This is a genomic window from Nostoc sp. 'Peltigera membranacea cyanobiont' 232, assembly GCF_002245985.1.
Taxonomy (GTDB): domain Bacteria; phylum Cyanobacteriota; class Cyanobacteriia; order Cyanobacteriales; family Nostocaceae; genus Nostoc.
In genome coordinates this window covers 1-14,150 of record NZ_NOLK01000189.1, presented here as the reverse complement: position 1 = coordinate 14,150, position 14,150 = coordinate 1, and the positions used below count along the sequence as shown (strand labels likewise).

The 14,150-nt window shown below is 46.3% G+C and carries 12 protein-coding genes and 2 pseudogenes; all 14 read left to right on the top strand.

Annotation, left to right across the window (positions count from 1 at the left end):
• Window positions 1-377, top strand: a pseudogene (locus CDG79_RS34925) (peptidase S8); the annotation flags it as partial.
• Between the two features lie 280 nt (window positions 378-657).
• The gene (locus CDG79_RS34920; RefSeq protein WP_094346198.1) at window positions 658-2,430 is read left to right on the top strand and encodes a PatA/PatG family cyanobactin maturation protease; all 1,773 of its coding nucleotides are present in this window, start codon (window positions 658-660) and stop codon (window positions 2,428-2,430) included.
• Between the two features lie 123 nt (window positions 2,431-2,553).
• Window positions 2,554-3,039, top strand: a complete 486-nt coding sequence (gene folK, locus CDG79_RS34915) for a 2-amino-4-hydroxy-6-hydroxymethyldihydropteridine diphosphokinase (protein WP_094346197.1) — start codon at window positions 2,554-2,556, stop codon at window positions 3,037-3,039.
• Between the two features lie 14 nt (window positions 3,040-3,053).
• Window positions 3,054-3,962, top strand: a complete 909-nt coding sequence (locus CDG79_RS34910) for a LynF/TruF/PatF family peptide O-prenyltransferase (RefSeq protein ID WP_094346196.1) — start codon at window positions 3,054-3,056, stop codon at window positions 3,960-3,962.
• A gap of 322 nt (window positions 3,963-4,284) precedes the next feature.
• The gene (locus tag CDG79_RS34905; RefSeq protein WP_094346195.1) at window positions 4,285-4,488 is read left to right on the top strand and encodes a DUF5837 family cyanobactin class RiPP; all 204 of its coding nucleotides are present in this window, start codon (window positions 4,285-4,287) and stop codon (window positions 4,486-4,488) included.
• A 76-nt stretch (window positions 4,489-4,564) separates the two neighbouring features.
• Window positions 4,565-4,720, top strand: a complete 156-nt coding sequence (locus tag CDG79_RS43020) for a hypothetical protein (protein WP_189525237.1) — start codon at window positions 4,565-4,567, stop codon at window positions 4,718-4,720.
• Window positions 4,721-4,776: 56 nt separating this feature from the next.
• Window positions 4,777-4,932: pseudogene (locus tag CDG79_RS34900) on the top strand (microcyclamide/patellamide family RiPP); the annotation flags it as partial.
• A 481-nt stretch (window positions 4,933-5,413) separates the two neighbouring features.
• On the top strand, window positions 5,414-5,635 hold the full coding sequence (locus CDG79_RS34895; RefSeq protein WP_094346193.1) for a DUF5837 family cyanobactin class RiPP: 222 nt from the start codon (window positions 5,414-5,416) through the stop codon (window positions 5,633-5,635).
• 366 nt (window positions 5,636-6,001) lie between these two features.
• Complete coding sequence (locus CDG79_RS34890; protein WP_094346192.1) at window positions 6,002-6,235, top strand: cyanobactin biosynthesis system PatB/AcyB/McaB family protein; 234 nt, start codon at window positions 6,002-6,004, stop codon at window positions 6,233-6,235.
• A gap of 242 nt (window positions 6,236-6,477) precedes the next feature.
• Window positions 6,478-8,118, top strand: a complete 1,641-nt coding sequence (locus CDG79_RS34885; RefSeq protein WP_094346191.1) for a LamG-like jellyroll fold domain-containing protein — start codon at window positions 6,478-6,480, stop codon at window positions 8,116-8,118.
• Window positions 8,119-8,334: 216 nt separating this feature from the next.
• Window positions 8,335-8,538, top strand: a complete 204-nt coding sequence (locus CDG79_RS34880) for a DUF5837 family cyanobactin class RiPP (protein WP_094346190.1) — start codon at window positions 8,335-8,337, stop codon at window positions 8,536-8,538.
• A gap of 329 nt (window positions 8,539-8,867) precedes the next feature.
• Window positions 8,868-11,204: a TOMM precursor leader peptide-binding protein gene (locus CDG79_RS34870; RefSeq protein WP_094346189.1), complete on the top strand. Its 2,337-nt coding sequence runs from the start codon at window positions 8,868-8,870 to the stop codon at window positions 11,202-11,204.
• A gap of 35 nt (window positions 11,205-11,239) precedes the next feature.
• Window positions 11,240-12,664: a SagB family peptide dehydrogenase gene (locus CDG79_RS34865; protein ID WP_094346188.1), complete on the top strand. Its 1,425-nt coding sequence runs from the start codon at window positions 11,240-11,242 to the stop codon at window positions 12,662-12,664.
• Window positions 12,665-12,700: 36 nt separating this feature from the next.
• Window positions 12,701-14,150: S8 family serine peptidase (locus CDG79_RS34860; protein WP_145982904.1), on the top strand; the 1,450-nt coding region annotated here is incomplete at its 3' end.

Sequence of the window (14,150 nt, the reverse complement as noted above, 5' to 3'; positions counted from 1 at the left end):
TGCAAACCACAGTCGGAGATGCTGACGAAGAGGCAATTAGGCGCACCTTGGGCAGTTTCCTCAACCGGATTTACTACGATTTACGCAATCTCGGCACCACCTCTCAAGACCGGGCGCTCAACTTTGCGGCGACGAATGCGTTCCAAGCGGCATCGACTTTTGCCGAAGCGGTGGCAACTGGGATGGAACTAGATAGCATCACCGTGGAGAAAAGCCCCTTCTGTCGCTTGGATAGCGATTGTTGGGATGTGAAGCTGAAGTTCTTTGACCCAGAAAACAGTCGCCGTGCCAAGAAGGTGTTCCGGTTCACCATTGATGTCAGAGATTTGATTCCGGTGACACTGGGCGACGTGAGAACTTGGTCTTCGCCGTATTAGGGAGATGGGGCAGAGGGAGATGATTGAGGACTGGACTAGCTTCTTTTCACTGTTTCACAGGATAGTGCGATGGCATACCCGCTTGCCGTAGGCAATTGCGCTTCGTCTAAGGTCGGTAATTGCGGACTCCTGTGAAACAGGATAGTGTGATCGCAACACAAAGTACTGCTACTCTCAATCCCCCAGTCCCTCCATCTCCACACAAAGCGCTTAGACCCACCGACTGAGCAAAGTCTGGACAACGGAACATTAACTAACTACATATTCTTTTAGATATTGTATGAATCCTCAACAGATTGTTAACCGACCCCAGACAACAGTAATTTTAGCCATGAGTGCAGATGGTAAAATTTCTGATGAATTGCGATCGCCTGCTAGTTTTAGTTCAGAACAAGATAAACTGCATTTAGAAAAACAAATTGCACAAATGGATGGGATTTTATTCGGGACAGGAACATTAAACTCCCATCAAGCAACATTTATAATTACCAATACTGAATTATTACAAACCCGAAAACAGCAAAAAAAACCGCCTCAACCTGTACAAATTGTGGTGTCTGCTTCAGGAAAAATCAACCCAAATTTGCATTTTTTTCAACAACCTGTTTCCCGTTGGTTGCTAACAACAAATCAGGGTCAAGAATTATCAAAAACTACACAAGGATTTGAAAAAATTATCATTGCTGAAAATCATTTTTATACAATTGACTTGATAAAAGCATTTAAACAATTCCAAGAATTAGGATTAAAACGGTTAGGGGTATTAGGAGGAGGTCAATTGGTTTCTTCCTTATTAAAAGAAAATTTAATTGATGAATTTTGTTTAACTATTTGTCCGTTAATTTTAGCGGGTAAAAATTCTCCTACTCCCGCCGATGGAGAAGGATTTTTATCTTGTCTTGCCCCCCGTTTAAAATTGCTAGAAGTTAAAGCTGTTGGACAGGAAGTATTTTTACATTATATGAAAGCATCCGAGCAACCTCCCGTCGATGACTCAGTGAATGCGGTATCTCTAACGCCAACAATTACTGCCGTGCAACCTGCGGTAGTTCTTGCTGCCACACCTTTGAGTCAGTCTCAAGCGGTTGCAAGCTCAGTTGCTCCATCAATATCTGCGCCATCAACTCACACTATAAATCCACAAACACCCGCTATGACTCAATCTGCATCGAACTTTGTCACTGCTAGTCAAGCACCTAGCGAACTCCCTGACAGTCAACTTGTATATGCATTAGGAACCCTTGGTTATGACTTTGGCACAGAAGCAAGGCGAGACTCTTTCAAACAACTGATGCCTGCCAATATTATTGGTGAGATTACAGTGCCAGCAAATCCCTACGATCCAAGGCAAATGGTGGATTACTTGGCAGCAAGTCCTTCGGAATCCACACCGCTAATTTGGACATTGAACATTGAATTGACTGCGATTTATGCAATCGAACCCCAAGGAGCGTTTGCGCGAGACACATACATAGTCTTGCAAGAGCTATTGGCAGGGCAAATTCAGGCAGAAAGCAGCGAAGAATATGTCGAGCGGGTAAGCATTCCCGGTGTCTTGACCGGGCGCACCATTAAACTGTTTTCTGGGCAGGTTGTGCCGCTATTGGCACCGCAAAACCCGCGAGGGATGTATGGCTGGAAGATCAATACATTGGTGAGTGCTGCCATTGAAACAGTGCAAACCACAGTCGGAGATGCTGACGAAGAGGCAATTAGGCGCACCTTGGGCAGTTTCCTCAACCGGATTTACTACGATTTACGCAATCTCGGCACCACCTCTCAAGACCGGGCGCTCAACTTTGCAGCGACGAATGCGTTCCAAGCGGCATCGACCTTTGCCGAAGCGGTAGCAACTGGGATGGAACTAGACAGCATCACCGTGGAGAAAAGCCCCTTCTGTCGCTTGGATAGCGATTGTTGGGATGTGAAGCTGAAGTTCTTTGACCCAGAAAACAGTCGCCGTGCCAAGAAAGTGTTCCGGTTCACCATTGATGTCAGAGATTTGATTCCGGTGACATTGGGCGACGTGAGAACTTGGTCTTCGCCGTATTAAGAGGCAGGGGGAGGCGAAAGGTACTTAGGTCAAAAACTCTCATGGATCAGAAAAACTCGATCCCCCAAGCGGCACAACCCGTCAACCGCATCACCACTGAATCAATCGGTTTTGGAGAATTAGATGACTCGTGCTGCAATTGGTTTAGGAAGTAATCTGGGGAATTCATTGGCAACACTAAAAAAAGCACTTTTGAGTTTAAATCAAACCCCAGGAATTAAGGTCATAACGTCCTCAAAATGGTATTACACAAAACCTGTTGGGCCGCCCCAGCCTGATTATTTGAATGGCTGTGCCGTATTGGAAGTCAAGGAAACGCTTTCGGCGGAAGTACTTAAAGATATCTTAATGGATATTGAGATGGAATTAGGGCGTGTGCGTTATGAGCGTTGGGGAGCCAGGATTATTGATTTAGACCTCTTACTATTTGAGAATCAAGTAATAGAAACGCCTACTTTACAAGTTCCTCACCCTCGTCTGGCAGAGCGTGCATTTGTACTAATTCCTCTATTAGAAATTGCAGCAGAATGGATTGAGCCACGCTCTGGTCAAACGGTACTAGAATTAGCACAAAAAATTGATCGCTCAGGTATTATTAATCATCTTTGAAAGGTTTATAGGCGATGCCTTTAACAGATTTTTCGATTTCTAACAAACAGGTATTAAAGTTCATTAGCTATCATAAAACTAGCTTTGATATTGGCTACATTTATCCGCTTGATTTGTTTGAAAGGTTTGCTACAATTAACAAACTTACTATGGTTGAATGTTCTTGTAAAGTAAAGCAAAATATCGTTTATCCGATGCGCTTTGATATCAGTCTATTCGGGAGTAATTACGCTCAAAAATTAAATCATGTAATGTTATTTTTTCAGGAAATCAATTCAAGAGTGGGTGTCAATCTCAACCTTGAATGGCTTACAACTTTTTTTGATCGAGGCTTTAAGTTTAGTGCCATATTAGGATTTAATGTAGCGATCGATCTTAGAACCGAGTTAAAAGATTCGCGCATCAAGTTACTGATTGGTCTTAATAATCAGGAGTATCCAGAAAAGGTAGAAACTGCCTTAAAATCCTGTGGTTTGGAAAGTCAACAGGGAATACGTACTTTACTTATACATAGCAGTTATCTAGTTATCGGATTCGATCTTTATCTTGATGGTCGCTACGATAGCCAGTTAGACATAACGCTTAAACCAGATGTACTTCAAAACACTGAGGTACATCAATATTTATTAAATTTAATATCGGCTTCTGCCTTACGTCCAGTACCGCTCTGTAATGAGTTTGCTGTCAGCTTTAGCCAAATGAGTAAGGATAAAGCCATCTACTACGATCTGAAAAATTTGGATGACTTCAGCACTGGTTTTTCTAACTGCTTGCGTTTGAGTGAGGTATCAAAAACGATACATTCTATTTATCGATCGCACTCGATAGCAACAGCAATGGGGGTAGTAGTTTCAGATAATGAATTTCGTGGTGATATAATCCAAAATTTTAATCTGAAGTACAGAATTTACGGAAGGACATAATTTTATGGCGATTCGCCCCTAGTAATCAATAAATAGGCAAGCGATCGCCTGCTTTTAGTCTAACACTCCAGTATTGATGAGACGGTGGGCAAAAAGAAGAAAGGGAGCAGGGGGGAGATGATTAACAGATGGACTGACTTCTTTTCACTGTTTTTTTAATAGTGCGATGGCGTAACCGCCTGCCGTAGGCAATCGCCCCTCTCTCAACACCAAGGGCGATCGCCTACACATAGTCTTCTTTCACACAAAGGAAGCGGTCAGACCCACCGACTGAGCAACGGCTCGACAACGTGATAAACAACAACAAAAAGGAAAAACTCTCATGGATAAGAAAAACTTGATGCCCCAAGCGGTACAACCCATCAACCGCATCACCACCGGACAGATGCCTATTGACTTGGCAGAACTGTCGGAAGAAGCCCTGCATCTGCATGGCGACGACAGCGCTTTTAGTAGTGCATCAGTACTACCATCTTACGACCAACAGGCCTACTTCTGTTCTTATGACGGAGATTATGCAGAATAGGTTCCTACTCTACCTATGTCTGAAAATTTCCTCTTTTTTTGTCTTTCCTCCGGTCTAGGAGCCTGAGCAAGCCAGGATGAATTTAGCCGCAATTGCCGATGATATCATTGGACTTTCCGATACCTGGCACCGCGACCACTTTTACACTTGCGATCGCTCTTCTAACACCAAGGGCGAATCACCTACATACAATCTTCTTTCACACAATATTGCGGTCAGACCCACCGACTGAGCAACGGCTCGACAACGGGACAAACACAAACAAAAACAAAACGGAGAAAAACTCTCATGGATAAGAAAAACTTGATGCCCCAAGCGGCACAACCCGTCAACCGCACCATCACCGGACAACTGCCTGCTGAGTTGACAGAACTGTCGGAAGAAGCCTTGCAACAACTGTATATATCTGAAGATTGTAGTGCTTTTGTACTAGCATCGATAGAACCATCAAAAACACCCAAGAAACAGATACGAGGTATGTGAGTTTTTTCTGATGACGGGGACGACGCAGAGTAACTTCCTGCTCCAGCTGGTTCTTTTATTTCCCTCAAATTTCCCTTTTCCTTCGTCCTGGAGCCTGAGCAAGCCAGGATGAATTGATCTGCAATTGCTCATAACATTGAGCTTTCCAATACCTGGCACCGTTACGGGGAGGAGGGGAGGACAGGGAGCAGGGGGAGATGATTGACGAGTGGACTGACTTCTTTTCACTGTTTCACAGGATAGTGCGATGGCGTACCCGCCTGCTGTAGGCAATTGCACTTCGCGGTCGGTAATCACACTTGCGATCGCCTTTCTAACACCAAGGGCGGTTCGCCTACATACAATCTAATCTTCTTCCACACAATGTTGCGGTCAGACCCACCGACTGAGCAACGGCTTGACAACGGGACAACCACAAACAACAAAATGGAGAACAACTCTTATGGATAAGAAAAACTTGATGCCCCAAGCGGCACAACCCGTCAACCGCACCACCACCGGACAACTACCTGCTGAGTTGGCAGAACTGTCGGAAGAAGCCCTGCAACTGCATGGCGACGAAGCTTTTAGTGCATCTGTACTATCATCGTCATTCGAGGATTGGGTTTCATCGTCACCCACGGATTGGGTTGCGTGTTCTTATGACGGAGATGATGCAGAGTAAGTTCTTGCTCCACCAGTTCTCAAATTTCTCTCAAATTTCCCTTTTCCTCGTCCTGGAGCTTGATTCGCCCGGATGAATTGAGCCGCCATTGCCGATACCATCGGGGTTTCCGTTACCTGGTACCGTGACGGGCAGGAGGCAGAGGGAGATGATTGAGGAGTAGACTCACTTCTTTTCACTGTGACTGGGATATTGGGATGCAAAGTTAATGCTACTTTCAGTCCCCCCTCCCCCAGTCCCCTCGTCTCCCTTACTCTCTTGTCCCCTTTGAGGTTCTTCAAGCCAGCTAAAAGTTTATTTCCCTCTGCCCCCTGCTTCTTCTTGGCTTATCCCAGCTATAACAAATTCACTCGAAGGAATCCAACCATGAGACTTCCCAAACAATCTCCTCCCGTCAAACGTTCCGATTTAATTCAGCCTCATGAGGCAGTTGATGTGGTTCATGGCAGCGTTGAAGATTTGGTTAACGTGCGGATGAAATTACTGCATGGCGCGAACTACAACGATCCAGCAGGATTTCAGTACCGTAGCTACAACCAACTCAAAACCTCCGGTGGCTGTGGTTGCTTTCACGCTTCCTCCGCAGCGGCATTTCTGTAATTGAATTGCTTAAATTTTACGCTGGATGCAAATTTCTCTCGAACCTAACCCCCAACCCCTTCCTTAGCAGGGAAGGGGAGCCAGATTCAAAGCCCATCGCCGTGTTGGAGAGGGTTTGGGGAGAGGTCAAGGAATTAATGTATACACAGTAGATTTGTTTGGGTTCCAATCATGAGTTGCACATCACTTTCAATTTTCAGATTCCATCACTATAAATAAACTCAATTAAAACTATTGCAGCTATGGCTAATTCATCCGAAACCGTGCAGAAAGCTCCCTTTGAGTCTGCCATTGAATATATGTTGGCATTTGATGGTCAAGATAATTTTGTCGAATTACCTCCGGCAAGTATCCCCTCCGGCAGTGAAATCACTTGTAGTTTTTGGGCTTATGGGGGAGCCGCCCTACCAAAAAATAATTCAGTGATTGAGGCATGGTCTGCGAATAATCAACGAATACTGAATGTGCATTTAATCTGGGATAACAGTTATGTTTTCTTTGATTGTGGCAATAGCGGTGCCAGTTTTGACAGTTATGACCGGATTATGAAGCAAATCAACGCGGCTGATTGCAAGGGCAAATGGTCGCACTGGGCGTTTACCAAAAACGCAACTACTGGGACGATGAAAATCTACTTCAATGGTGAACTGTGGCATCAGGAAACGGGAAAGACAATCCCTATCCCCCCCACAGCAAAGGCGCGACTGGGCAGTTCTTTTCATTCAAACTGCTTTCCTGGTAACTTAGCTGAGGTGCAGTTATGGAATCGCGATCGCACCCAAGCAGAAATTCAACAGGATATGCCTCGCCGTCTGCGGGGAGATGAACCGGGACTGGTGGGCTATTGGCCGTTGAATGAGGGATCGGGTGCGATCGCCCATGATAAAACTAGCAACGCCAATCACGGCACAATTCACGGTAGTGCTAATTGGGTTTCTATCCTCTCCCTTGCCCCTGCTCTACCCCGCCCATCTGCAACCCCCACACAACCATTGAATACCCTTATGGCTCCAGCTAATGTTAGTAATGTTGAGCAGCCCAGTCAACCCGCTCTCACCCAGAAGCGCCGGAAGGTGTTGGTTTTCGATGCCAATTCTCAGGGAATTGCTGTGGGGAGCGGGGCGCTGAAACCGCAGCGACTGTTCACAGTCGAAGCCTGGGTGTATCCTGCCACAGATGCCGGAAAACAGGTAATTTTTGCTGATGGGAGAACGTTGTTTTATCTGGAAGGCGGCGAACTGAAGTTTCAAGATCCCACCCCTCCACCGCGCATTTGGTTTTATGAGGAAGGCGACAAAATCATAATTACAGATCCCCCCGCTCCGCCAGCGATCGCTTCCTCTGGTGCAGGTTTAGTGGCTGGTAATTGGTATCACGTTGCTGTGGTATGGGGGGGGAGTCTTCCTGGAGAGACAAAGCTCTACATTAACGGCGTAAACAACGACAATAAAACGGCAATTGCCCCAGTTTTATCCTTTGGCAATACCTATTTAGGTGGATATCCATATCTGCCAGATTTCGGCTTTCAAGGCAAATTACTGGAGGTGCGGGTGTGGCGATTTGCGCGACCGCAAGCTGAGATTGAAGCCAATCGGCTGTATCCCCTGACTGGCAGAGAACTGGGTTTGGTGCGCTACTGGTCTTTGACTCAAACAGTTGGGTCAACCCTGCATGATAAAACAACCTATCGGGCAGTAGGAAGACTCAGCCAAGATGCCGTTTGGGAGGAAGTAGAAATTCCCCTGAAGCTGAAACTCAAACCCCAAGAACGGCTAGTGCGATCGACCGGATTGGAAGATTACGGCTACTGGTTTAAGGAGATAGCGAAACAACAAAAAACTGAGGCAGATATCCCATTCCTGCGGGGGCGAATTTGGGCATGAGATGAAGTGCGATCGCTTTCTCTACGCATTTAGGCGCGATTGCTCACAAACTGACTTTTTTTCACCGTTTCACAGGATAGTGCATTCACAACGCAAGTACTGCTACTCCCAGTCCCCTCGTCCCCCGGTCTTTTCACAAAGCGACCAGACCCATCGACTGAGCAACGGCTCAACAATGGGATAAATACAAACAACAACAAAAGGAGAAAAACTCTCATGGACAAGAAAAACTTAATGCCCCAAGCGGCACAACCCGTCAACCGCACTACCACCGGACAACTCCCTGCGGAACTGGCAGAACTTTTGGAAGAAGCCCTGCAACTACATGGCGACGATAGCGCTTTTAGTGCATCAGTACTACCTCAAACGGAATACTACGGTATTGTACAGTGTTCTTATGATGGAGATGATGCAGAATAGGTTGCCACTCTACCTATGTCTGAAAATTTCCTCACCTGGCACCATGACTCTGAGGAAGGAGGGAGCAGAGGGAGAGCAAGGTTGAGTTGGGTTAGCTAACTCAAGAGTGTGTGTTCTATTCCTTACATTACTTCTTACCTCTGTGCTCCTCTTGTCCCCTTCAAGGTTTAAGCCAGCTATGAGTTTATTTCCCCGACACTTTCTGGCTGGTTTACTTTTCGGGTTGTACCGCTGACAAAATCCTCGATAATTCCGGGAGCAGTCTTCCAAGCTGTTACCCAATTGCAAAAAAGCCGGATGCCATTGAGTTAAGCCATCATTGGTCATAAATGATGATAAAAATTCCTCAAATTAAACCCCACTTCCGCGTCGAAATTGTCGAACCCAAAAACGTCTATTTACTCAGCGAATATGCTACTTATGCCCTAACAGGTAGCCTCTATTGCCAGATTCTGCCGCTTCTAAATGGTCAGCATACCCTAGAAGAAATTATCCAGCAGCTAGATGGACAAGTCCCACCCGACCACATCCACTACGTCCTCGATCGCCTGTATGAAAAAGGCTACCTCACCGAAGCCGCCCATAGTCTCACCCGCGAAGCTGCCGCCTTTTGGAGTTTGCTAGGTGTAGATCCGCAAGCGGTGAGCAACCAATTACTGCATACCCAAGTATTGATTACTACAGTGGGTGCTGTTGACGCGCAACCCTTGGTTGAGTCATTACAAGCAATTGGGCTGGCAGTGCAGCAGTGGCAATCAGACGCACACAAGCCTAATGCTACTTCTTTACTAGTTGTACTTACTGATGATTATCTCCAACCAGAACTAAGCCGCATTAATAAAATTTCTTTCCAAAACCAGCAACCTTGGCTACTTATTAAGCCCCTGGGTGGAATGCTTTGGTTTGGTTCCATTTTTGCACCGGGGGAAACTGGCTGTTGGGAGTGCCTCGCCCATCGACTCAACGGCAACCGGGAAGTAGAAGCATCCATTTTGCGGCAGCAAAAACAGGAGCAGGGGTGTTTACCTACGGCTTTTGCTGGGTTGCCTTCAACGGTGCAAACTGCGATCGCACTTACAACGACTGAAGTTGCTAAATGGCTGGTGAAGCAGATTGTCCCAGAAGCGAGAATTCAGACATTAGCCGGGAAAATCATCACCCTGGATCAGACAAACTTCACCCTGAAAACCCACTCGCTGACGCAACGCCCCCAATGTCCCGCCTGTGGAAATCCCGATTTAGTTAGTCAACAGGTAAATAGTGCGATCGCTCTCACCAGTCGCAAAAAGCTATTTACTCAAGATGGCGGACATCGCGCCTTTACGCCAGAGCAAATCTTAAAACGCTACGAGCATTTAATCAGCCCAATTACTGGCGTAGTAAGCGAACTGGTACGAATATCCGACCCTAATAACCCCGTCATCCATACCTACAGAGCCACCCATGCCTTCGGTATCTCTTCTAGCCTAAATAAGTTGCGAAAATCACTAGGACACAAAAGCGGCGGTAAAGGTAAAAGCGATCGCCAATCCCAAGCCAGCGGATTCTGTGAGGCGATTGAACGCTATTCTGGCATCTACCAAGGTGACGAACCTAAAATTAATGCCACAATTGCAGAATTAAGCGATTCTCTGCGAGACGGCAAAGCCGAACGCGCCATTCATCCTTACCAATGTTTGCTGTTTAGCGAAACTCAATATCAAAATCGAGAGGAGTTGAATCAGAAAGCGATTGTAGATCATGATTGGATTCCCCAACGCTTTAACGAACAGCAAGCGATCGACTGGACTCCCGTATGGTCATTAACCGAGCAAACTCACAAATACTTCCCCACCGCCTTTTGTTACTACAACTACCGACTACCTAAAGGCGATAACGAAGCCCTAGTCCCAAGGGGCGAACGCTTTTGTTCCGCCGACTCCAACGGCAACGCCGCCGGAGGAACGCTAGAAGATGCCATTCTGCAAGGATTTTTGGAACTTGTGGAACGCGATAGCGTCGCCATTTGGTGGTATAATCGGCTATCGCGCCCGACAGTAGACCTAGCCAGCTTCAACGATTCCTATCTATTAGAATTGCAAGATTGGTATCGCAGCCAGCAACGCGAACTGTGGGTACTTGATTTAACTACAGACCTAAATATTCCCGCCTTTGCTGCCCTGTCTCGTCATGTTGGCGGTGGTGAAGAACGAATCATCGCTGGATACGGAGCGCACTTCGACCCGAAAATTGCCATTTCACGCGCCGTCACAGAAGTAAATCAAATTGGTGTCAATGTAGACCATCAAGATTATTCTACCGCTCCAGACTCAGCCCAGAACTACTGGTTTTCCCAGGCAACTTTAGCCAATCAACCCTATCTCGCGCCCTGCGTACAAACACTACCCAAACAGTACACAGATTACCTGCAACAGTGGAGCGATGATATTAAGCAAGATGTCTTAACTTGTGTCGAAATCGCTAGACGTGCGGGACTAGAAATGCTGGTACTGAACCAAACCCGCCCCGATGTTGGCTTACCCGTCGTCAAAGTCATTATCCCCGGTTTACGTCACTTCTGGTCACGATTTGGGACTGGACGGCTGTATGACGTACCTGCAAAACTAGGGTGGCTCCCTGCACCTTTAGCCGAAGACCAGATGAACCCAATGCCAATGGTATTTTAACTGCTCCCTGCCTCCTGCCCCCTTGCCTAAATAATATGTCCGATACCTTTACCCTCTCCTTCCGCCCCGAACTCTTCCTAACCGCTGAAGGCGATCGCCTGATACTGGAATTCGCTACTTACAGCCTCACTCTGGATCTTCCTAAGCCGGGATTGCGAATCGCATTAGAACACCTGGAGCATTTCGCCTTAACCACCGCTCAACTAACCGCCTTGGTTGTAAAAGCCGATGGAGTCGAAGACGGCTTAAATTTTGAAGCTGAGTTGCAAAAGCTGATTAACCTCGGTTGGATTTGTCATTCCGTTTTACCTTTAGCAACCGCCATTCCAATTGCTGCTAATTATCAATTAGTTTCTCCAGTTTTTGATGAGCAACAGCCCTTGATTCTCTCTCGTTTTGCTTTTTTGCATCAAGAAAATCAACAATTCGTCTTAGAATCTCCCTTATCCAAAGCCAAAATTATTCTGCTAGATTGGCGTGCTGCTGCCTTAATTGCAAAACTAGCTCAATCTAATTCGTCATTTACGCTCTTAACTTTAGCCGATACGTTGATTGATGCAGAGACGGCGCGATCGCTCATTCAGTTGCTCATTGCCACTAAAATGATTTTGCTAGAACCCGAAAGTGAAGCATTAGCCGAATGGCAATTTCATAATCTTCTGTTTCATCGCCAAACTCGCTTAAACCGATTAGATGATGTGCGTAAATTGAAAATGCCGAGCTTTAAGGATAGTGAGCGATCGCACTTTGTAAAATCCCCCATGAGCAATCGAGTAATTCCCTTAGAGAAACCTAACCTAGAAGCCTTAGCCAAAACCGATATTTCACTCACCCAAGCGATTGAATCCAGACAATCAATTCGTGAGTACGACAACCAACCGATCACACTTCACCAGTTAGGAGAATTTCTATATCGCTGTGCCAGAGTCAAAGAGGTTTACACCCTTGAGGGCGATTCTATGAACGTTGGAGAACGTACAGAACGTCCCTATCCCTCCGGCGGTGCATTGTACGAATTGGAGATATATCCTGTTATCAATCGGTGTCAGGGATTGGATGCAGGGTTATACCACTATCAACCTTTATCTCACACCTTGCACGCGATCGCAGATTTGAGTCCAGAGGTTGAAGCTTTAATTTTCGATGCTTGGAAAGCAACGGGACAGCAAGATGTTCCCCAAGTGCTTCTGATTGTTACAGCCCGATTTGGGCGGTTGTACTGGAAATACTATGCCATTGGTTACGGCTTGATTTTAAAACAGATTGGTGTTTTGTTTCAAACATTTTATCTGGTTGCCACTGCCATGCAATTAGCTCCCAGTGCGGTCGGCGCAGGTAACTCAGAACAATTTTGTAAAGTAGCCTCCCTGAATGAATACGAAGAATCTTCTGTTGGAGAGTTTATTCTCGGTTCTCTGAAGCAAAAAACGACAATCTCTCCTAAAAGTTTCACCGCTTGAGCCAATTTATAACATTTCATTTAATCTACTATTTCTATGCCCGATCTTAATACTATTCCCGGTTTTTTTGCCCTGCAAGCTCTTACCCTCGGTGATTCTCGCATCAAAATTGCTGTCCTTGATGGCCCTGCCGATCTGGATCGCGCCTGCTTTCGGGGTGCTAATTTGAGCAAAGCCACAGCTTTTTGGCAACCCGACTTAGAATCGATCGATCCAATCTACATCCAAAAACAACTTCAAATTAATGCACTTAAAGACAAGAAAAAGGCTTTGAAGAAGGCTTTAAAGGAGAGCAAATCCGAGCAAATTTCGCCATCCATTACTCAAGTTACGCCGTCCGCTTCAGAGCGAACTGACAAAAGCCCTCCGGGCATCGAAGAAACAGCGCTGACGCTATCGCACTATCCCATTGCAACCATCTTCAATACTGTATTAGAAAACACGGAAGCATCGTCATTAGAACAATATCGCCAGTTAAATAACGCCAAGCAGCAGCAAACAACACTCAAACCAGAACTACCCACAACCATTGATCGCGAACCGACAATTGAGGAGTTAGAAGCAGAAATCAAGGAACTGGAAGATTCAATTCCCAAGCCTGTGCAGGAACGCCTAAGTGGTATCTTTCATGCAACAGGTATTTTTGGCACAATGTTTGGGCAACCAGGCTCCCCAGTTGAAGGAGTCGCTCCCTACTGCACCGCCATCAACATTCCCCTATTTGAAACCGCAACGAGCGATGAATCAGTCTCTCCACTCAACATGGCTCACGCCTTTAACCTGGCATTGGAACTGGGCGTAAACATCATCCATTGTGCAGCCTGTCATCCCACACAAACTGGGTTTGCTCACGAGATGATCCAGAAAGCGGTGAAGCAGTGCCAAGACAATAATATTCTGATTGTGGCTCCGTCAGGCAACAACAAAGGCGAATGGTTTTGCGCCCCTGCAATTTTGCCCAACGTCCTAGCAGTGGGGATGATGAAAGACAATGGGCAACCAGCAAACTACAGCAACTGGGGCGGACAGTATCAGGAGCAGGGCATCCTAGCACCGGGAGAAAACATGGTGGCAGCACAACCCAGCACTGATGAACCCGCTCGCCAAGAAGGAACCAGTTTAGCTGCTCCCTTGATGACAGGTATCTCTGCGTTGTTGATGAGCTTGCAACTGCAACGCGGCGAACAACCTAATGCTGAAGCTGTCCGTCAAGCCATTTTAAATAGTGCCATTCCCTGCGACCCTAACGAAGTTGCAGAACCAGAACGCTGTTTAGTCGGTAAATTAAATATTCCCGGAGCGTATCAATTACTGACTGGGCAAACCTTACCCAATATTCAACCCGTTGGCGTCCGCCCACAAATCATTTTGCCAGCCAGCAGCAACTCTTTCCCAAATATTCCCGAACCTGCGGTAATAAGTTCCTCCCAACCTCTCAATGCGGTTTACAGTTCTACTGCTACTCAACTCATCACCGCCTCAGCCC